The 19,255-nt window shown below is 60.8% G+C and carries 14 protein-coding genes and 1 pseudogene; 6 read left to right on the top strand and 9 right to left on the bottom strand.

Annotated elements, in window-relative coordinates; translation table 11 throughout:
- The first annotated feature begins 53 nt into the window (after window positions 1-53).
- The 4 genes from RH950_RS06280 (at window position 54) to RH950_RS06265 (ending at window position 4,403) form a co-directional block, all read left to right on the top strand.
- A complete protein-coding gene (locus tag RH950_RS06280) occupies window positions 54-869 on the top strand; it encodes an IclR family transcriptional regulator (RefSeq protein WP_350054802.1) in 816 nt (271 codons plus the stop codon).
- A gap of 43 nt (window positions 870-912) precedes the next feature.
- Window positions 913-2,466: a class I adenylate-forming enzyme family protein gene (locus RH950_RS06275; RefSeq protein ID WP_350054800.1), complete on the top strand. Its 1,554-nt coding sequence runs from the start codon at window positions 913-915 to the stop codon at window positions 2,464-2,466.
- A gap of 253 nt (window positions 2,467-2,719) precedes the next feature.
- Window positions 2,720-4,117: a DEAD/DEAH box helicase gene (locus tag RH950_RS06270; protein ID WP_502889726.1), complete on the top strand. Its 1,398-nt coding sequence runs from the start codon at window positions 2,720-2,722 to the stop codon at window positions 4,115-4,117.
- A gap of 76 nt (window positions 4,118-4,193) precedes the next feature.
- Window positions 4,194-4,403: a cold-shock protein gene (locus RH950_RS06265; protein WP_350054796.1), complete on the top strand. Its 210-nt coding sequence runs from the start codon at window positions 4,194-4,196 to the stop codon at window positions 4,401-4,403.
- Window positions 4,404-4,463: 60 nt separating this feature from the next.
- Here the strand turns inward: RH950_RS06265 and RH950_RS06260 are convergent, their stop codons facing one another.
- The 3 genes from RH950_RS06260 to RH950_RS06250 all read right to left on the bottom strand — a co-directional run bounded on the left by RH950_RS06260 (window position 4,464) and on the right by RH950_RS06250 (window position 9,175).
- Complete coding sequence (locus RH950_RS06260; RefSeq protein ID WP_350054793.1) at window positions 4,464-5,519, bottom strand: dipeptidase; 1,056 nt, start codon at window positions 5,517-5,519, stop codon at window positions 4,464-4,466.
- Window positions 5,520-5,914: 395 nt separating this feature from the next.
- The gene (locus RH950_RS06255) at window positions 5,915-7,918 is read right to left on the bottom strand and encodes a TRAP transporter permease (protein ID WP_350054791.1); all 2,004 of its coding nucleotides are present in this window, start codon (window positions 7,916-7,918) and stop codon (window positions 5,915-5,917) included.
- 96 nt (window positions 7,919-8,014) lie between these two features.
- Window positions 8,015-9,175, bottom strand: a complete 1,161-nt coding sequence (locus RH950_RS06250; RefSeq protein ID WP_350054789.1) for a TAXI family TRAP transporter solute-binding subunit — start codon at window positions 9,173-9,175, stop codon at window positions 8,015-8,017.
- Between the two features lie 283 nt (window positions 9,176-9,458).
- Between RH950_RS06250 and RH950_RS06245 the strand changes: the two genes are divergently transcribed.
- Window positions 9,459-10,241 (top strand): DUF2189 domain-containing protein, encoded by a 783-nt coding sequence (locus tag RH950_RS06245; RefSeq protein ID WP_350054787.1) that lies wholly within the window; start codon window positions 9,459-9,461, stop codon window positions 10,239-10,241.
- Here RH950_RS06245 and RH950_RS06240 read toward each other — a convergent pair.
- Entirely contained in the window at window positions 10,238-13,438 is a 3,201-nt protein-coding gene (locus tag RH950_RS06240) for a response regulator (RefSeq protein ID WP_350054785.1), read from the bottom strand. The two genes, RH950_RS06245 and RH950_RS06240, sit on opposite strands and share 4 nt — an antisense overlap.
- A gap of 271 nt (window positions 13,439-13,709) precedes the next feature.
- Here RH950_RS06240 and RH950_RS06235 point away from each other — a divergent pair, with 271 nt between their 5' ends.
- A complete protein-coding gene (locus tag RH950_RS06235) occupies window positions 13,710-14,186 on the top strand; it encodes a VOC family protein (RefSeq protein WP_350054783.1) in 477 nt (158 codons plus the stop codon).
- Between the two features lie 13 nt (window positions 14,187-14,199).
- On the opposite strand, the pseudogene RH950_RS06230 reads toward RH950_RS06235, so the two are convergent.
- The 5 genes and pseudogenes from RH950_RS06230 to glpD all read right to left on the bottom strand — a co-directional run bounded on the left by RH950_RS06230 (window position 14,200) and on the right by glpD (window position 19,247).
- Window positions 14,200-14,713: pseudogene (locus RH950_RS06230) on the bottom strand (isochorismatase family protein).
- 53 nt (window positions 14,714-14,766) lie between these two features.
- Complete coding sequence (locus tag RH950_RS06225; protein WP_350054781.1) at window positions 14,767-15,972, bottom strand: CaiB/BaiF CoA transferase family protein; 1,206 nt, start codon at window positions 15,970-15,972, stop codon at window positions 14,767-14,769.
- 28 nt (window positions 15,973-16,000) lie between these two features.
- Window positions 16,001-16,636 (bottom strand): uracil phosphoribosyltransferase, encoded by a 636-nt coding sequence (gene upp, locus RH950_RS06220; protein ID WP_350054779.1) that lies wholly within the window; start codon window positions 16,634-16,636, stop codon window positions 16,001-16,003.
- Between the two features lie 97 nt (window positions 16,637-16,733).
- Window positions 16,734-17,648: a DMT family transporter gene (locus RH950_RS06215; RefSeq protein WP_350054777.1), complete on the bottom strand. Its 915-nt coding sequence runs from the start codon at window positions 17,646-17,648 to the stop codon at window positions 16,734-16,736.
- A 99-nt stretch (window positions 17,649-17,747) separates the two neighbouring features.
- Window positions 17,748-19,247, bottom strand: coding sequence for a glycerol-3-phosphate dehydrogenase (gene glpD / locus RH950_RS06210; RefSeq protein ID WP_350054775.1), 1,500 nt, complete (start codon window positions 19,245-19,247; stop codon window positions 17,748-17,750).
- Between the last annotated feature and the right edge of the window lie 8 nt (window positions 19,248-19,255).

Here is a 19,255-nt window from a genome sequence, read left to right as displayed (position 1 = left end):
GGCAGGGCCTGAGCCTCAAGGCTCAGGATCGAAAAAGGGAACGGCCAGGCACGATGTCCAGTAACACCGATCAGAATGAAGACGGCAAGGATCGTCAATTCGTTACCGCCCTCGCCCGCGGTCTCGAGATCCTGCGCGCCTTCAAGCCTGGAGATGGCGGCCTCGGCAACCAGGAACTCGCGGAGCGCACCAAGCTGCCAAAGCCGACAATTTCCCGCCTGACCCATACGCTGACGACACTTGACTATCTGACCCTGGACGACAGCACCGGGCTCTATCAGCTTGGCCCGAGCGTCCTGTCCCTCGGCTATTCCTTTCTCTCCAATCTCGACATCCGCGCCCGGGCCCGCCCGCTGATGCAGCAGATGGCGAATGACGTGGACGCCGCCATCTCTCTCGGCACCCGCGACCGGCTCGAGATGCTCTATCTGGAAACCTGCCGCGGCGATGGCGCACTGACACTCCGCCTTGATGTCGGCTCCCGCATTCCGATCGCCGAAACCGCCATGGGGCGCGCTTTTCTCGCGGCCTTGCCGGCAGACGAACGCGGCTATCTCATGGAACATATCGAGCGGAAAGAGCCGGAGCGCTATGCCCGGCTGAAAGAGGGCGTGGACCAGGCGATCAGGGATATCGCCAATTACGGTTTCACCTTTTCGCTCGCCGACTGGCACAAGGATGTCCATGCCGTCGGTGTCCCGGTCGTCATGCCGGACCGTTCGGCCATTTTCGCGCTCAATTGCGGCGGCCCGAGCTTCCTGCTGTCCCGCGAAAAGCTGGAGACCGATCTCGGGCCACGTCTGATGCGGCTGGCGGAAACCCTGACCATGGGCAGCCAGAGTTTTCGTGTCGTCGCCTCTAACACCTGAACGACATATCCACCAGCTTGCCTGCCGACCGGACGGACCTGAAATGACCGAGAGTTTCGAACGCAGCTTTTCAAAAGGCTCGTATCTCCACGCGATCGTCGACCGCAGAGCGGACGATGCCGCCGACCGCATCCTGTTGAGCGACGACGACATCGCGCTCGACGGGCGCGGCCTGAAAGACGCCGTGGACAACGCGGCGCGGGCACTGACCAACTCCGGCGTGCGTGCCGGCGACCGGGTGGTGCTGGTCAACGAGAATGCCGCCGCCCTGCAGGTCCTGATCTTCGCCCTGTCCCGGATCGGCGCCTGGACCGTTCTGGTCAATGCCCGGCTCACCGGCAACGAGATCCTGAAGATCACGGCCCATGCCGGTGCCCGGGCCACGCTCTACACCACCGGAGTGTCACCGGACGCGGCAACCCATGCGGCAGCCGCCGGCGCCGTACCGTTCGACATGGCGCCGCTGGCCGGCGTGCAGATCGGCCCGCTGAACGATGCCGCCGAGACCGAGCCGCCCGGCATCGACGGGACAGATCAGGTCGCGGCGCTGATCTATACGTCGGGGACCACCGGACAGCCCAAGGGCGTCATGCTGACCCATGACAACCTGCTGTTCATCGCCGAAGTCTCCGGCAGCATCCGGAATATCGGACCGAAGGATCTCGCCTATGGGGTTCTGCCGACGTCACATGTTTTCGGCCTTGCCTCGGTCTTCCTCGGCACGCTGGCCCATGGCGGGCATCTCCGCACCGTCTCCAGATTTGCGCCGAAAGATGCCGCACGGGCGCTTGCCGAGGATGGCGTCACCATTTTCCAGGGTGTCCCGGCCATGTATGCCCACCTGCTGGAACTTGCATCGAAAACCGGCGCGCCGCTGCCCGCGCCCAGGCTGCGCTATCTCTCCGCCGGCGGCGCGCCGCTCGACCTTGCGATCAAGACCAGAATAGAAGCCATGTGGAAGCAGCCGCTGCACAACGGCTATGGCCTGACAGAAACGGCGCCGACCGTGACCACCACCCGGATGGACCGTCCGGCGACGGACGAAACCGTTGGCCCGGCGATCCCCGATGTTGAGTTCAGGATCGCCCACCGGGATACGGGCCTGCCGACGGCGACCGGCGATGTTGGGGAGATCTGGATTCGCGGCCCCAATGTGATGAAGGGCTATTATCGCGACGCGGAGCAAACCGCCCAGGTCATGACATCTGATGGCTGGTTCAAGTCCGGCGATCTCGGACGGACGGACGCCGACGGCAATCTCTATGTCGTCGGCCGGCTGAAGGAGCTGATCATCCGGTCGGGCTTCAATGTCTATCCCGCCGAGGTTGAAGGTGTTCTTGCCCAGCATCCCGACATCGCCATTTCGGCCGTCGTCGGCCGTGTGGCGAAAGATAACGAGGAGGTGGTGGCTTTCATCCAGCCGATCGCCGGGCGGACCATAGAAAAGGAGGCCCTGGAAGCCCATATGCGGGCCAATCTCGCCCCCTACAAATGTCCGAGCCACTACGTCTTCCTGCGGGCCCTCCCGGCGACCGCGACGGGGAAGATATTGAAGGCGCAGTTGAAACAGCAGGCGGATGCGATCGGCGTTCCGTGATCCGTCCGGCGCGGCCCCGGCTGGCCGCGCTATCCCGCACTGCGAAATCAAATTCTTGACTTCTCGGATCTTAACCATCACTTCTATGGCAACGTGGGGTGATCGCGCGTCGGTCTTTGAAGGGCCTTCTGTTACCCTGCAATTGGATAAATCTCCGTTTGCTCCAAGTGCGCGTGGAAGACGGCCAGATACGGTGCCCTGTCTATGGTCTGCGGACCCGATAGCGCTACGTTGCAATGGACCAAATGACTCTGTGACTGCTACTAATTTTTCAGAGCTCGCCTTGTGCGAGCCCATCCTGCGTGCTTTGAAAGACGCTGGATACGAAACCCCCACTCCCATCCAACAGCAATCGATTCCCTTGCTTCTGGACCGGCGCGACCTGCTCGCGATCGCCCAGACCGGCACGGGAAAGACGGCCGCGTTTGCGTTGCCGATATTGCATCAGCTCAGCGAAGCGGACAAAGCAGGACGGCGCAGGCCGCCTCCAAAAACCGTCCGGGCCCTTATCCTCGCTCCGACTCGCGAACTCGCGGTTCAGATCGGCGAGAGCATCTCGACCTATACGCGGCATCTCAGCCTGCGGAAAGTCGTTGTCGTTGGTGGTGTCGCCTTCGGGCCGCAGCGTGCCGCCCTCGGCCGCGGCGCGGACATCCTGATCGCCACGCCGGGCCGCCTGCTCGATCTCGTGGCACGGGATTGCGTCACACTCGGCTCCGTCACGCATCTGGTGCTCGACGAAGCCGACCGGATGCTCGACATGGGCTTCATCAATGACGTGCGCAAGATCGCCAAGATGATCCCGACGGCACGTCAGAGCCTGTTGTTCTCCGCCACCATGCCGCCGAAAGTCGAACAGCTGGCGCAGTTCCTGCTGAAAGAGCCGGGCCGGGTCGAAGTGACGCCGGAACAGCTGACGGTGGAGCGCATTCACCAGAGTGTCCATCATGTCGCCTCTGGCGCGAAGCAAGGGCTCCTGCTCGAGGTTCTGTCGAACCCCGACTTCAACAAGGTCATCATCTTCACCCGGACCAAGCACAAGGCCGACCGGGTCGCGAAGATGCTCACCGCCTCAGGCATCGAATCCGAAGCCCTGCACGGAAACAAGACCCAGAGCGCGCGCCAGCGGGCCCTGCAGCGGTTCCGCAACGGCGCCTGCCGTGCACTCGTGGCCACCGATATCGCCGCGCGCGGGATCGATGTCAGCGACATCACCCACGTGATCAATTTCGAGCTGCCGAACGAACCGGAAAGCTATGTGCACCGTATCGGCCGCACGGCGCGGGCCGGCACCGACGGTGCTGCATTGTCTCTCTGCGATCCGGACGAATTCGCCTATCTGCTCGATATCGAACGCCTGACCGGACAGAAGATCGAAGTGATCGGCGGAACGGCTCCCGAACGGCGCCCTGCAAACGACGGCGGAAACCGCCGTGGCCAGCGTCCGAACGGCTCCGGCAAGGGACGTGGTCCGAAACGCGGCGGCGGTCAGTCTTTTGGTAAGAAAGAGGCGAACGGTTCCGGCGAGAAATCGGATCGCCGTCCGCAGAAGTCAGGCAACAAGCCGAAAGCTCCGCATGGAAAACCGAATGGCGGCGGAGGTGAAACCACCCTCCGGCGCAAGCAATCGAAACGCCGGGAAGCTGCATAACTGGCGTTCGAGTCACAGCCGGACCGGGAATTCGGGACGGTTATGAAATTGGCATTGATTAGACAAGGAGATGAAAATGCCGACAGGAACAGTTAAGTGGTTCAACACCACCAAAGGCTATGGCTTCATCAAACCGGATGACGGTGGCGCAGATGTGTTCGTGCACATCACCGCTCTGCAGACCGCTGGTCTGAGCGACCTGCCCGACGGCACCAAGATCACTTTCGATCTTGAAGAAGATTCCCGCCGCGGCCGTGCTTTTGCTGCAAACCTGAAGGTCGACTGACCGACACGCACATCCCGGACCTCGCCCGAGGTCCGGGATGGCTCTCTTGTCTCGCGTGACCTAAATACCGGTCCGCTCCAGAAGGGAGAGCCAGTTCTCCGCCGCAATCTTGCGGATCAAGGCCTCACCATAGCCCGCCTGCCGATACCGATCGATCAGCCGGGGCATGCCGGCCGCATCTCCCAGCGCCGACGGTACTGTACAGCCGTCAAAATCCGAACCGAACGCAACGCCGTCCTCGCCGAGCTTTTCGAGCAGATGGTCGGTATGAGCGACGATCTGGTCCAGATCGGTCGAAGCATCCTTTGCGCCATCCGGACGCAGGAAGCCGACATGAAAATTGACACCAACCAGACCGCCGCTCGCACGCACGGCATCCAGCTGCCGGTCGGTCAGATTGCGCGGCGACTGGCAGATCGCATGTGCGTTCGAGTGAGACGCCACAAGGGGCTTGGTTGACAGTTTCGCGACATCCCAGAAGCCTTTTTCCGTGATGTGCGAAAGATCGATCATGATCCCCATCGTATTGCAGGCCCGGATCAGGTCCCGGCCAGCCTCTGTCAGTCCTGTACCTGTATCGGGCGATCCCGGGAAATCCATCGGCACACCATCGGCGAAAGCGTTTTTCCGGCTCCAGACCGGACCGAGAGACCGCAATCCAGCCTGATAGAGCCCATGCAGGTTGGAAAGGTCGGGGCTGAGGCACTCCACCCCTTCGATGTGCAGAATGATTGCCAGTCTGCCGTTTGCCATGGCCTGCCGGGCCTCGCCGGCAGAATGCGCGATCACGACATCTCCGTCGGAGAGCCGCTCGATGGCCCGTGCCATTTCAAACATTTTCCGGGTAAATGGCTCGGCGACCTTCTGCGCCACTGGAGCGAAGTTTCCCGGATCGTCAGGCGACAGATCCAGGGTTTTCTCACTCAGCCCCCGTGACGGCGTGAACATCGCGAACAGCCCGCCGCAGAATCCGCCCTTGCGGGCGCGCGGAAGATCAATGTGCCCCGATTTTCCCGCCACGAAGAAGCTCTTCACATCCCGGTTGTCACGGTCAAGGACCAGGCGCAGCAGAGTGTCATTATGGCCGTCAAAGACGGGGATAAGGTCGGCGGACATGGTGCTTCCTCAGAGACAGCGATCAGTGGAGAACAGAAGCCGTGGAAATCGTCGCGGTGCGTCCAAGGACCTGGACCGACGGCCATGTTCGCGAGATTTGGGACGGTATCTTCGCGTCCGGGCGGAAAATTATCCAGTCGAATTCAGCCAAAGAAGGGTCTTGTCCCCGGCCACCTTGATGTTTTTCGACAGAATTATGCCTGTTTCCAGACCAAGCGACATCGGAAAGTCATTGAACAGCAATCACTTCGTTACATGCCTCACCTAAACAGAGCGGGCGGCGCGGCATGGCGGCGGATGGCAACGGAGGTGCAGGGCGACACCAGCACGGCCGATGCCTTTCGCCGCAGGACGGTGCTTGTATGGCACCGTCCCCCGCCGCACCAACCCCTACCTTATCCGCTGATTGCTGCCGCCCTGCGCCGCTTCATCCGGGCGAAAAGCAGGACCGGCGCACTGAGCATCGCGCCAATCAGCGTCATGTGCAGGTGCGACATCCCGGGAATCACATCCCCCGGGGCAGCGAAGAACAGCCCGCCGATCAGCAGCAGGGCCCGTGCCGCCATCGGAACCGTGCCGGATCCGACGCTTCCGAAACCGGCGATATATCCCTGCAGCGCGCTGCCGATGAGATAAACACCGAGAAGCGCGGTTGCCAGCACAAAGATCACTTCCGCGGGTTCGCCCTCACCGATCAGGGCCGGATTCAGCACGAAGAAGAACGGCACGAAATAGATGATGCTGCCGAGCCGCATGGCTTCGACACCAGCGGCAAGCGCGTTGGTCCGGGCCAGGGTGGCAGCCGCGAAAGCACCGAGCGCAACCGGCGGGGTGATATAGGACACCATGCCCCAGTAGAGGATGAAGAGGTGGACTGCCAGCTCGTTGAGGCCCGCTTTCACAAGCGCCGGGGCGAGCACCACGGCGAGGAAGATGTAGCAGGCCGTCACCGTCATCCCCATGCCGAAGATGAAGCTGGTGATTGCCCCCATGACCAGCAGCATGAAGACCGAGCCGCCGGCAAGGAAGATCAGGTCGTTCACCAGGGTTCCGGCAAGGCCGGTCGCCGAGAAGGCACCGACGATCAGGCCGATGCCGAGCAGCACAGCAACCAGTTCCGTCAGGCCGCGTCCGACGCTGTAGATCAGATTGAAGAAGCCCTTGATATCGAAGCGATGCTTGCTTGAAAGCTGATTGATGATCAGCAGCAGGGCCGTGGCGTAGAACGGTGCCCAGGTTTCCTGGCGCAGGAACATCATCAGGAAAATCAGCAGGGCAAAGACGAACAGGTAGTACCAGCCCTCTTTCATCGTCTGCCAGATCGACGGGAGCTGCTCCCGCGGAATGCCTTTCAGATTATGGCGCGCCGCATAGGCGTCGATCTGGATGAACAGACCGAAATAGTAGAGCAACGACGGAATGGCAGCGGCAGCGGCAATTTCCAGGTAAGGCCGGCCGAGGAAGGACGCCATGACAAAAGCCGTCGTGCCCATGACCGGCGGCATCAGCACGCCACCCGTGGAGGCGCAGGCTTCCGTGCCGGCTGCGTAGCGGGCCGGAAACCCGGTCTTCTTCATTGCCGGAATGGAGATCGCGCCTGTGGTCAGCACGTTCGAGATCACACTGCCGGAGAGCGAGCCCATGAAGCCGGAAGCGAAGATCGCCACTTTCGCGGCGCCGCCGCGCAGATTGCCGACCAGCGCGAGCGCGAGGTTGTTAAAGAACGCGCCGCCACCGGTATATTGCAGGGCCGCGCCGAAGATGATGAACCCGATCACCAGATTGCCGAAAGCCCGCATCGGAATCCCGAAAGAGCTCTCCGAGGAAATGATGTGATAGGGAATCACGTCTACGAATGGCTGCGAGAAACCCGAAATGGGTCCCGGCATGATGTCCGCGAAGGTCGGGTAAAGCGAGAAGACGAAAACGATCAGGAAAATCACCAGGCCGCCTGCGCGTCTGGTCGCCTCCATGATGAGGGCCCAGAACAGGAAGGAAATCCAGCGCGCGGTCTCGGGCGGCGCATATTCCCAGCCCTGTTCCAGGCTGATGTCAGCCGTGTAGGCGAAATAGCCGGAGACTGCTGCGGCAAGGGCGGCAAGCGCCCAGTCGTACCAGGCAACCGAGGCGCCGGGCTCGCCGCGCAGCGGAAAGGACAGAAAAGTCAGAGACAGGAACAGTCCCGCGAGCAGAAAAAGATAGCGCCCTTCCAGGATCACAACCCCGGCGAAGAACTGCAAGTTGAAGAGCTGATTGACCGACAGCAGGATGGCAGCCGCGGTGAACAGGACAAAGATCCATTTTGCGATGCCACTGAGCGGGCGTGTGCGCAGCTTCTCGTCGACTTCGCTACCAGTGTCGTTGTCCGTTTTGGAGGACGGGGAAATCTGCTCACTCATGGGGAGCGCCTCAACTCAAAAATGCTGCACCGGGAATCACCCGGGGACGGCGCACCATGCGCCGTCCCCGGGCCTTGAAGGGAGAGTTCGCGCGCCTTAGAAGACCGCGCCAAGACCGGCAGCTTTCAGTGCCGCATGACGGGAAGTCCGCCATTCCGTGGCCCAAGAGTCTTCGGCGACGTTCTTGGTCAGGAAGTCGGCCCAGGCTTTCTGCAGAACGTCCTGGCGCCGCAGCAGCTCGTTGTTGTGCGCCTCTTCTGCGTCACCCCACTTGCCGACCTCTTTGAAGAACCTGATGGCGCCGGCATGATACGGCACGACCCATTTCAGGTTCTGCTTGTCCAGCGCCCATCCATTGATGCCCGGGGCCTTGCCGGCATAGTCGTCGAACAGTTCGACCATTGCCTTCGTCATGTTGTAGACGAGATCTTCGTCCTGATCCGGATAGGCAACCAGAACCGGGTACGGATAAGCAGCTGTCGCGGCCGGGCTTTCTTTCTTGATAGTGGCACCGACGGTGGCCATGGTCGGCTGGAAGAACGGTGCGATCTCGGTCATACGCGCCCAGCCAGCAGTGTCGCTTGCCGGGACCGGCGGCCACAGAAGGCCGCGCGGGCTGGCTTCCATTTCATAAGCCTTGCCGGAGCTGGTGGAGGCAAAGGCCGCGTCGACCTGGCCGTTCACCATGCCGGCCCAGGACGCCCCGAAACCGCCGAACTCGACCTTCTCGACATCGTCCCAGGTCAGGCCGCCGAAGGCGAGATAGGCTTCGGTATTGACGTTCAGGGACGGTGATCCCTTGACCCAGGCAACGCGCTTGCCCTTCAGGTCCTTGTATTCCTTGACGCCGACATCATTGGCAACACCGACGGCGAGACCGATCGCGCCATTGTTCATCATCAGCGCGCGGATCGGCTGCGGACCCCAGCGCTTGGCGCCGAAATCGAAGGCACCTTCCTGCGCCATGAAGCTGGCACCGACGCCAGTGGCCGAGAATTGAACCTTTTTCTGACGGAGCGGTTCGGTCCGGGAAACATCGTTCTTGCCCGGCAGGACGCGCAGATTGACGCCAAGCTTGGTTTTCAACGCGCCACCAATGGCGACCGACTGATTGTAGCCGGCGGTACCGGTGCCGTAGGCCGTCCAGGCCAACTGGTCCGGCAGCTTGGCGTCGGCCAAGGCCGCACCGGCAAAAGCGACGGTGATAGCAGCCCCGGCGAGCGCAGCGCGCCGGAATGAATGCAGAGTAATGCCCATGAAATTCCTCCTTTAGGCTCCCTGGTGGCCCGGTTTTGCAAGAACTTGCGGTCCGGACCCCTTTGCAAAGTGCGACTTATCGGTGCTGAGGCACTTTTGCGAAATTGCGTTTCGCAACCAAAATATCCGCAATTGGCAAGCGGTCAAGTGATTGCGTTCATGCAGTGCCGACATTCGGGACCAGGACCATTCCGGACGGCGCACAGACACCACATCCCGGATGCTTCCTCTTGATCGCAAGAAGTCCTAGAATCAATGGAAAAGCATTATGGGAGGACTGAGCGTGACATCCGAAACAGCATACCCTCCAAAAATCGTCATCCGGGCCGGAACGCTCGCGGATATCAAGGCCGCGTTGCAAGAGGGCTGGAAAGACTTCCTGAGAGCTCCGGGATTCGGATTGTTCTTCGGCGGCTTTTTTGCGCTGGGCGGCCTGGCCATTCTGGCCATGACCTGGGCCCTGGGATTGTCCTACCTTGCCTATCCGACCGCTGTCGGCTTTTCCCTGATCGGTCCGTTCGCTGCAGTCGGGTTGTACGAGGTCAGCCGGCGGCTCTCCGCGGGTCAGGATCTGGAATGGAAAGACGTTCTCGACGTCATCTTCGCCCAGCGGCGCCGCGAGCTCGGCTGGATGGCTTTCGTCACCATGTTCGTGCTGATCATGTGGATGTATCAGGTCCGCGTACTTCTCGCGATTTTTCTTGGCTTTCAGTCTTTTACCAGTTTCGACGGTTTCCTGACCGTGATCCTGACCACCTATGACGGTCTGGCTTTTCTCGTCCTCGGACATATCTTCGGAGCGGTGCTTGCGCTGATCCTGTTCTCAGCCACCGTCATGTCTTTCCCGCTCCTGCTGGAACAGGACCACGATTTCATCACCGCGATGATCACCAGCTTCAAGACTGTCATGATGAGTCCGCTCATCATGATCGGCTGGGCCGCCGTCATCGGCTTGACCCTTTATATCTCGATGCTACCGGCTTTTCTGGGGCTGCTGATAACGCTGCCCGTTCTGGGGCATGCGACTTGGCATCTATACAAGAGATTGATTTCTTTCGAGACCTAGGCGTTCTCGGTCAGGTGCCGGTCAATCAGAAGCAACTCTGCCTCGATCAGGTCCAGCAGTTCCTCCAGCTCGGCAGTACACGCTTCCGGGGGCGACCCTGAGTCCTTGAAGCGGCTTTCAACCAGTTTCGCCTGCTCGAAGATATCATTCAGCCGCAGATTTCCCGCGACGCCCTTGATCTGGTGAGCGTAGCGATGCGCACCCTCGCTATCGCCCGCATCGACATAACCGGCAAATTCGGACCGCGCGTACTGGAAGCTTTCCCGGAACTGGCCGAGGAAGCGGCCCACCATGGAGGCATCGCCGATCATCGTGGCAAGCGGCTCATAACGCGCGACAAGATCATCTGATGTCAGCGCGGTTTCGTTGTTATTGTTGACCAACTCACCCACTTCCGAACTGGCTCGGTTCGCCTCCCCATCAAGAACAGACGGCAAACCGTCATCCTCGACTTTGCACCATTTCCAGAGTGCGGCGAACAGTTTCCTGTTATCTATCGGCTTTGCGACATGGTCCTGCATACCAACAGCGAAACATTTTTCCCGTTCGTTCGCCATTGCATTGGCGGTCATCGCAATGATTGGCAAATCGTCAAATTCAGGCGCGTCCCGGATGATTTCTGTCGCCGCATAACCGTCCATTACAGGCATCTGAATATCCATCAATACAGCGTCAAAGGCCGCGCGACCGGCAGTCCTCAAAAGGGCCACCGCCGCAGCTCCGTTCTCCACCTCCGTCACACTGATACCGGCTTTGCCCAATACAGCGACCGCGACCTCCCGGTTAATCGCGTTGTCTTCGACCAGCAATACTCGCAATCCCCGCAACCCATCGGGCGGAACAGACTTGCCTTCGTTCACGGACATAAGCTCTGCCTTGTCGAACAGAAGTGCTGCGGCGTCGAATAGGGACGACGCATTTATCGGTTTCGTCAAAACGCCGACCGCACCGGCTTCACGCGCAGCATTTTTCAGAAATGCCGTCTCATCGGCGGAAACAATGAGAATGCGGGGGCTGTCAGCGCCTTTGGCTCTCGCCGCCTCGCATATGCTCCGGCACGCCATGAGGCCATCGATATCCGGCATTCTGTAATCGAGCAGAAATGCATCAAACGGCCCGTCTTCGGCTGCTGCTGCGATCGCTTCCGCGCCTCCGTCGACGACATGGGCCTCTATGCCCATCCGGGACAGCATCTCCTGCATCAGAATCCGGGCGGTTTCACTGTTATCGGCGACAAGAACGAGATGGTCAGCGAGGCGTTCAAATGCCTTCGTCTGATACGGTGTGGAAGCGGAACCGATCGCGAGCTGTAATCTGAAATGAAATGTGCTGCCCTTGCCTGGCGTGCTCTCAATCCAGATCCTGCCACCCAGCAGATCGGCGAGCGACCGGCTGATGGAGAGCCCGAGCCCGGTGCCGCCGAACCGCCTTGTGGTTGACGGATCCGCCTGTGTGAACGGCTTGAAGACATTCTCCACCTGCTCGTCTGTCATTCCGACACCGGTATCCCGGACGGAGAAATGCAAGGTCGCATAGCCATCCGCAATGGCCTCGGTTTCGATGGACAGCACCACCTCGCCGCGCTCAGTGAACTTCACGGCATTACTAAGAAAGTTCAGAAGTATCTGCCCGGTGCGCGTTGGGTCTCCCCTGAGATTCATCGGCGTGTCAGGGTCTGTTTCGACCCGGAAATTGAGACCTTTCTCCGCTGCCCGCAGCGATATCACGTCACTCAGACGCCGGAGCTCGGCGTCCAGACCAAAATCAACGTACTCAAGAGTCATTTCGCCGGCTTCGATCTTGGAGAAATCCAGAACATCCTTGACGATGGACAGCAAGCTTTCGGATGACGCCTCGATCTTCGCCATGTAATCGCGCTGCTTTTCATCAAGCCGCGTTTCGGCGAGCAACCGGCTGAGGCCGATAACCCCGTTCAAGGGCGTTCGAAGCTCGTGGCTCATGTTGGCGAGGAAAATCGACTTCGCGCTGTTCGCAATCTCGGCCGCCTCTCGGGCGCGCCGCAATTCTGCTTCCTGATCCTTTAACTCGGAAATGTCGATCCGAAGCCCCACCCGGCTCCCGTCGCGCGTGCTGCTCTCGATCGCCCTCGTCCATCCCCCGTTGAATGGGCGATCGAACCGCACGACATCGGGCGAGCGATGCAATGACAACCTCTTCTGTATCCATTCTTCTCTTGAATCTTGCGGGATCTCGAACAATTCCGAAGCGGCAGCCTGGCGCAAGGCGTCTTCGTAGAAGAGGCCGACTTCCGCCTCCACGTGGAATGTCCTCAGAAACGCCGCATAATGGGAATTGAACAGCACGAGACGATCGTCTGAATCGTAAAGACAGAAGCCATCCGGCAGCGCCTCGACCGCATCGGTCAGCTGTCTGTGAGCCTTTTCCGCCCGACGCTCGGCATGTTTCAGTTGCGTGATATCCAGGCCGAACCAGGCGACAGCGCCATTCGAGAGCTTTTGCTGGTGGATCATCATATGTCGGTCGCCCGCCAGCTCCAGATAGTAGGAATGCTCCGGCAGCCGGTGATTCTCCATCCGTTGCAGGATCCACTCTTCCTCACGCCCGATCGCATCCAAGACACGGCCTTCGTCGGCAATGGCACGCAGCACGTCCACGAAAGCAATTCCCGGCACCAGGATGGAGGCGAAATTTTCGTTCAGTTTGCGGTACGCGTCGTTACAGACGACCAGACGATCATCGGGTCCCCACAGAACAAATGGCTCGGTGATTTGCTGAATTGCTTCTTTCAGGAAGGCCGCCTCCCGGCGGACCATAATTTCTTCGGTGATATTGGATGCGAACCCGCGATACCCAAGAAAGGTTCCCTCTGCATCAAAGCGTGGCGCCCCGCTCGTCCGCACCCAGAGCTCACCGCTCGAGGTCGGCCGGTGATAAACAAAACTGTCAAACGGGCGCGAGGCGGCCAGGGCATCCAGGTGAGCCTGCCAGATCTCCGGCTTCACATTGCGTCCGCCCAGATCGACGCGGGATTTGCCGTAGTGCCATTCCGGCGATCTGCCAACCAATCGCTCGACCGAGCCGGACATGTAGACAAAGCAATGATTCGTGTCGGTTTCCCAGAACCAACCATGCGAGACATCGGCAAACGCCTCAAGGCGCGCCCTCTCTTCAGCGAGCGCGTCAACTTCCCGAAACGAGTCGTTCGAAGGATTCATTACCTGCTCCGAGAAGCCTGATCGTTCTCGGCGTCCAAATCCCGTCGATGCCAAACTATCAGGAACAAAGCGCTCTCCACTGCTGCAAAGCGAGACTACGCCCGGTTCCTTAGCGACAAGTTAATTCTGCGAATTTCAGTCGATTATCGGATATTATCCTCTAGGGAGAGAATGGTCTGTTCCAGAATGGATAGTCCGATTATCTCTCGTGAATGTCTGATATCGAAAGTCAGGTAAAAATCCAGTCCATAGTGCCGATCCGGAGGAAGCAATGATCAAGGGACTGCACCACAACGCTTACCGTTGCCGGGATTCAGAGGAAACGCGCGCATTCTACGAGGATTTCCTCGGATTGCCGCTGGTCCACGCTTTTGAGATTACGGAAACAAAGAGTGGCCGGCAGACCGGCACACTACATTCGTTCTACCGGATGGACGACGGTTCCGCCCTTGCCTTCTTCGAGGCGCCGGACCGCCCGTTCGAGTTCAAGGAGCAGCATGATTTCGACCTGCATATCGCGCTTGAGGTCACACCGGACGATCTGAAGAAAATGCACCAGAAGGGCAAGGATGCCGGAATCGAGACGCGGGGCGTTGCCGATCACGGCTTCATCGACTCGATCTACTTTCGCGACCCGAACGGTTATGTCATCGAGTTGACCGCCAAGCGCGAAGGACATGACGAGACAATGGCCAGCCCGGATCAGGCACACGAGGCGCTGAAAGACTGGCAAGCGAAAAAAGCCTGAGCTGCGAGGATATTTAGTCCAGATCTATTGCATCGGTGGGTATCACCATCGCGGGCCCGACGGGCGACAGGAAGTCGGACCAGACCGCATTGTGATGCTCGATGATTTTCGCGGCGGACAGGTAAGGCCGGTCCGCCGTCGTGTGCCCGTCAGATGGAACGATGGTCCGGTAGCCACGGGCGAGCGCCGCGCGCACGGTCGTATCCACGCAGAAATCCGACGCATTCCCCGTCACGATGACCTGCTCGATCGTTTCGCGCTCCAGCAGCTTCGCAAGGGCGGTGTCGAGGAAGGCGTCACACGACGTCTTCCGCACCTCAGGGTCTGACAGGTCTTTCTCCAGCTCCGGCAAAAAGATGCCACCCCGGTGCGTCCGGGTGATGCGGATCGCCCTCCGGACCGTCATGCTGCACGAAGATCACCGGCATGCTTTTTGCGCGGACCTTCGCGGCCACCCTGTTGATGCGCTCGATCGTTCCCGGCGTATCGTGGCGGCTTGCATAGGGTGCGAAGGATCCGAGTTGCATGTCGATAACAATCAGTGCGGTTTTCATCCCCGTTCCCTCGGCAGCCGTCCGCGTCACACCGCGCCGCTATTTCTCAATTGCCGGACCTCGTCGGCAGAGTAACCCAGTTCCGCAAGAATTCCGTCGGTCTCCGCGCCGAGAACAGGCGGCGGCGTGTCGACGCGCGGCGCCTCTCCGTCGATTTTCACTCCCGGGACAACGACGCTCACATCGCGTCCCACGCCCGGAACCATCGCGAATGTCTCGACCAGCCCCCGGTCCGCGACCTGTGGCACCGCCAGGACTTCCGGCACGGTCATCACCCGGCCGGCCGGCACGCCGACCTCATTCATCCGTGCTTCCCAGCTTTCGGCGTCGTCCTGCATCAGGGCTTCGGTCAGCAGGGCCGCCAGGGCCACGCGGTTTTCAAGCCGGCCGGACCGTGTCGAGAAGCGCGGGTCGGCGATCAGAGCGGCACGGTCGACGGTCCTGCACACCGCCTCGAACTGCTCCTGCTTGTTTGCCGCGATGTTCAGCAACCCCTGCCGCGTCTGGAATGTCCCGGACGGACTCGACGTCACATTGTCATTGCCGAGCGGCCGCGGCGGCTGGCCCGCGATCAGGAAATTCGAGACGGCCCAGCCCATCGTCGCCAGAACGGCTTCAAGCATGGCGACGTCAATGAACCGCGGCTCGGTCCGGTCTTTCTCCGCCAAAGCCGCCGAAATTGCCATGGCTGCGGTCAGGCCGCCGATGGTATCTGCGATCGGAAAGCCGACGCGGTAGGGCGCTGTGTCCGGCGCACCGGTGATGCTCATGACACCGGACATGCCCTGGATGATCTGGTCATAAGCTGGCAGATCCCGCATCGGCCCGTCCTGCCCGAAGCCTGAAATCGCGCAGTAAACGAGGTCGGCGCGGGACTGTTTCAGCACCTCGAAACCGAGCCCGAGCCGCTGCATCACGCCCGGCCGGAAATTCTCCACCAACACATCCGCTCCGGCAACCAGGCGCCGGAACACGGCCTTGCCGTCCTCGGATTTCAGATTGATCGTGATGGAACGCTTGCCGGCATTCTGGGCCAGGAAAGAGACCCCCATCATGGCCTCGTTCAGCTCCCGGTCCGAGCCGAGCTGGCGGGCAAGATCGCCACTTCCAGGCACCTCGACCTTGATCACCTCCGCCCCCAGATGGGCGAGCTGGTGACAGCAGAATGGCCCTGCCAGCACATTCGTCAGATCCAGCACCCGCCTGCCGGCCAACGGCTTCGGTGATGTCATGCTTCCCGCCCCAATCGGATCGCTGTGTCTACTTGGTGCCGTACATCCTGTCCCCGGCATCGCCGAGCCCGGGCATGATGTAGCCCTTCTCGTTCAGCTGCCTGTCGATGGACGCAGTGAAGATCGGTACCTCCGGCAGCGCTTTCTGGAAAGTCTCGATGCCTTCCGGCGCCGCAAGCAGGCAGACGAACTTGATGTTGGTGGCGCCTTCCTGCTTCAGGCGCTCGATTGCGGCAACGGCGGAATTGCCGGTGGCCAACATCGGGTCGACGACGATGAACAGCCGCTCTTCGCGGCGTTCCGGCAGCTTCATGTAATATTCCACCGGCTCCAGCGTCTTCGGATCGCGATACAGACCGATATGGCCGACGCGGGCAGACGGCACCAACTCCAGCATGCCGTCCAGCAGGCCGTTACCGGCGCGCAGGATGGAGACGAAACAGAGTTTCTTCCCCTCAAGGCGGGGCGCCATCATGGTTTCCAGCGGCGTCTCGATCTCGATTGTCTCGACATCCAGATCCCGCAACACCTCATAGGCCAGCAGGTGCGCGATTTCCTTCAGGAGAAGACGGAACTTCGACGTGGTCGTATCGGCCTTGCGCATGATCGTCAGCTTGTGCTGGACGAGCGGATGATCGACGACGGTGACGGGGTGTGCGCTCAAGGGGCTCTCCTCTCAGACCGGTCACTGACCGGGAACAGTCATGTTTTTCCCAGTCATACGCGGTCATCCGAAAAGGGCAAGTCCGGCTGCGCCGAATTCAGCTCTTTGTCCGGTTCGCCAGCGCGATGCCGCCGAGAACGAGGACGAGCGCAGCGGCGTGATACCAGGCGAAAACCTCACCCAATATCACCACGGCGAGCCCGGCCGCGAACACCGGCACGAGATTGACAAACACGCCCGCCCGGCCCGGCCCGATCAGATCGACCCCGCGCAGGAAGAATATCTGCGCGAGGAAAGATGGAAACAGGGTGACGAACAGCACGATTCCCCAGCCTTTCAGCGTCGGCCACTGGAAATCGCCGAGATAGATTTCAATGGCGGCCAGCGGCAGCGCTGTGACGAAAGCGGCAGCCGCCATCACGGTGAACATGGCAAGGCCGGAGACGTTCGGCCGCTTCCGCAGCGCGACCGTGTAGCCGGCATAGAGCGCGCAGGCCATGACCATCAGCAGGTCGCCCTTGTTGAACTCCAGTGCGGCCAGGCGTTCGAACTCACCACGGGCGGCAATCAGTGTGATCCCGACCATGGTCAGGATCACGCCGGCACCCTGGACCAGCGAGACGCGCGTCCCGTAGACGAGCAGCGCGCCAATCAGGACGAAGACCGGGATCGAGCCCTGCAGGATGCCCATATTGATCCCCACCGTGGAATGGGCGGCGACATAGAACAGTCCGTTGAACAAGGTGAAACCGAGGGCGCCAAGGGCGAACAGGAACCATAACCTCTGCCGCAACACCGGCCACTCGGCCAGAACCTTCTTACGCGAAACAAGCCCCATCAGCAGCACCACGCCGGCCCAGCGCAGAACAACCAGCGCCATCGGCGACACCTCGCCGATGGCCAACCGTCCGGCGACAGCGTTGCCAGCCCACATCATTGTCGTGAGGGCGAGCAGAATATAGGCGTTCCCGTAGAAGGCGCCGGAAAGGCCGCCCGCTTTCGGACCCAACATGAAAAGGCTCCCGGATGAATAGTCCGGACAGACCGCCGGATCGCGGCCAGAATGATAACAAAACGCCTTATTTGCAACCCGCTAGAGAAATAAGATTACCTAAGCAGCATAAGACGATAACTGGACCATGAAGGCCTCGAGCGCATCGGCCTGTGCCTTCGTCAACCGGAGTCCCAGCTTGCTGCGCCGCCACAGGACATCCTCAGCTGTCACCGCCCATTCGTGCTGCATCAGGTAGCGGACTTCCGCTTCCGTCAGCCCGCCACCGAAAACACGCCCGAGATCCGAAAGTGCCTTCGCGTCGCCGAGGATTTCCTCCACCAGCGTGCCGTACTGGCGTTCCAGCCGGAGTGCCGTGCCCTCATCGAGAAACGGATAGCGCTGCTTCAGGTCCACCAGCCTTTTCTCAAAGTCGAGCACCGGGAAATCGCCCCCCGGCAGCGGTTTCGAGCCGCTCCATTCCGGCCCCTTCGGACCAAGCGCGGTTTCGATCTTCTTCAGCACCGCATTGGCGAGCCGGCGATAGGTGGTCAGCTTGCCGCCAAAAATATTCACCAGCACGCCGTCCTCGGGTGCCCCCTCTTCCCGGAGCACATAGTCCCGGGTCGCTTCCTGCGCCTTGGAGGCACCATCGTCGAACAGGGGCCGCACGCCGGAATAGGTCCAGACTATGTCCTCGACCTTGACCTGCTGCTTGAAATACTCACCGGCGGCGGCACACAGATAGGCCGATTCCTCCGGCGTGATCGCCACCTTTGCCGGATCCCCCTGATAGTCCCGGTCGGTCGTGCCGATCAGGGTGAAATCCCGCTCGTAGGGGATGGTGAAGAAGATCCGGCCATCGGCATTCTGGAAAATATAGCTGCGATCGTGCTCATAGAGTTTCGGCACGACAATATGGCTGCCCTGCACCAGCCGGACATTCCGCGCGCCGTTGCGCCCGAAGCTATCATCCAGAACCCGGTCAACCCAGGGACCGGCAGCATTGACCAGCAGCCGCGCCGTGATGTCCCGTTCCGTGCCGGTCTGCAGATCACGCAGGGTCACCCGCCAGTGTCCGTCTTCACGCACCGCCCTCACAACCTGCGTGCGGGTATGGATGTCGGCACCGCGATCCGCCGCGTCGCGGGCGTTCAGCACCACGAGCCGGGCATCATCCACCCAGCAATCGGAATATTCGAAGCCCTTGCGGAATGCCGGCTTCAATGGCTCACCCGCCGCGTCCGACGTCAGGTTCAGCACCCGGGTCGGCGGCAGCAGCTTGCGCCCGCCGAGATGATCGTAGAGGAACAGGCCCAGCCGTAGCAGCCAGGCCGGACGGAGACCGGAATGGTGCGGCAGCACGAACCGCATCGGCCGGACGATGTGTGGTGCCATGGCCCAGAGCACTTCACGTTCCTCCAGAGACTCCCGCACCAGCCGGAACTCGTAATGCTCGAGATAGCGCAGCCCGCCATGAATCAGCTTGGTCGACCAGGACGAGGTCCCGCTGGCGAGGTCCGCCATCTCGGCGAGGCAGACGGAATAGCCGCGCCCCGCCGCGTCCCGGGCAATGCCGCAGCCATTGATACCGCCACCGATTACGGCGATGTCATACATCGGTGAAT

Origin of the sequence: Nisaea sp., from assembly GCF_040217065.1 — a bacterium.
GTDB lineage: Bacteria > Pseudomonadota > Alphaproteobacteria > Thalassobaculales > Thalassobaculaceae > Nisaea.
Note: the sequence above shows the minus strand (reverse complement) of the source record. Positions and strands in the feature narration are given on the sequence as shown.

Bases quoted from the DNA above. Each gene is read 5' to 3' on its own strand.
- RH950_RS06280 (WP_350054802.1), top strand. From the start codon at position 54: ATGTCCAGTAACACCGATCAGAATGAAGACGGCAAGGATCGTCAATTC.
- RH950_RS06275 (WP_350054800.1), top strand. From the start codon at position 913: ATGACCGAGAGTTTCGAACGCAGCTTTTCAAAAGGCTCGTATCTCCAC.
- RH950_RS06265 (WP_350054796.1), top strand. From the start codon at position 4,194: ATGCCGACAGGAACAGTTAAGTGGTTCAACACCACCAAAGGCTATGGC.
- RH950_RS06260 (WP_350054793.1), bottom strand. From the start codon at position 5,519: ATGTCCGCCGACCTTATCCCCGTCTTTGACGGCCATAATGACACTCTG.
- RH950_RS06255 (WP_350054791.1), bottom strand. From the start codon at position 7,918: ATGAGTGAGCAGATTTCCCCGTCCTCCAAAACGGACAACGACACTGGT.
- RH950_RS06250 (WP_350054789.1), bottom strand. From the start codon at position 9,175: ATGGGCATTACTCTGCATTCATTCCGGCGCGCTGCGCTCGCCGGGGCT.
- RH950_RS06240 (WP_350054785.1), bottom strand. From the start codon at position 13,438: ATGAATCCTTCGAACGACTCGTTTCGGGAAGTTGACGCGCTCGCTGAA.
- RH950_RS06235 (WP_350054783.1), top strand. From the start codon at position 13,710: ATGATCAAGGGACTGCACCACAACGCTTACCGTTGCCGGGATTCAGAG.
- RH950_RS06225 (WP_350054781.1), bottom strand. From the start codon at position 15,972: ATGACATCACCGAAGCCGTTGGCCGGCAGGCGGGTGCTGGATCTGACG.
- RH950_RS06215 (WP_350054777.1), bottom strand. From the start codon at position 17,648: ATGTTGGGTCCGAAAGCGGGCGGCCTTTCCGGCGCCTTCTACGGGAAC.
- glpD (WP_350054775.1), bottom strand. From the start codon at position 19,247: ATGTATGACATCGCCGTAATCGGTGGCGGTATCAATGGCTGCGGCATT.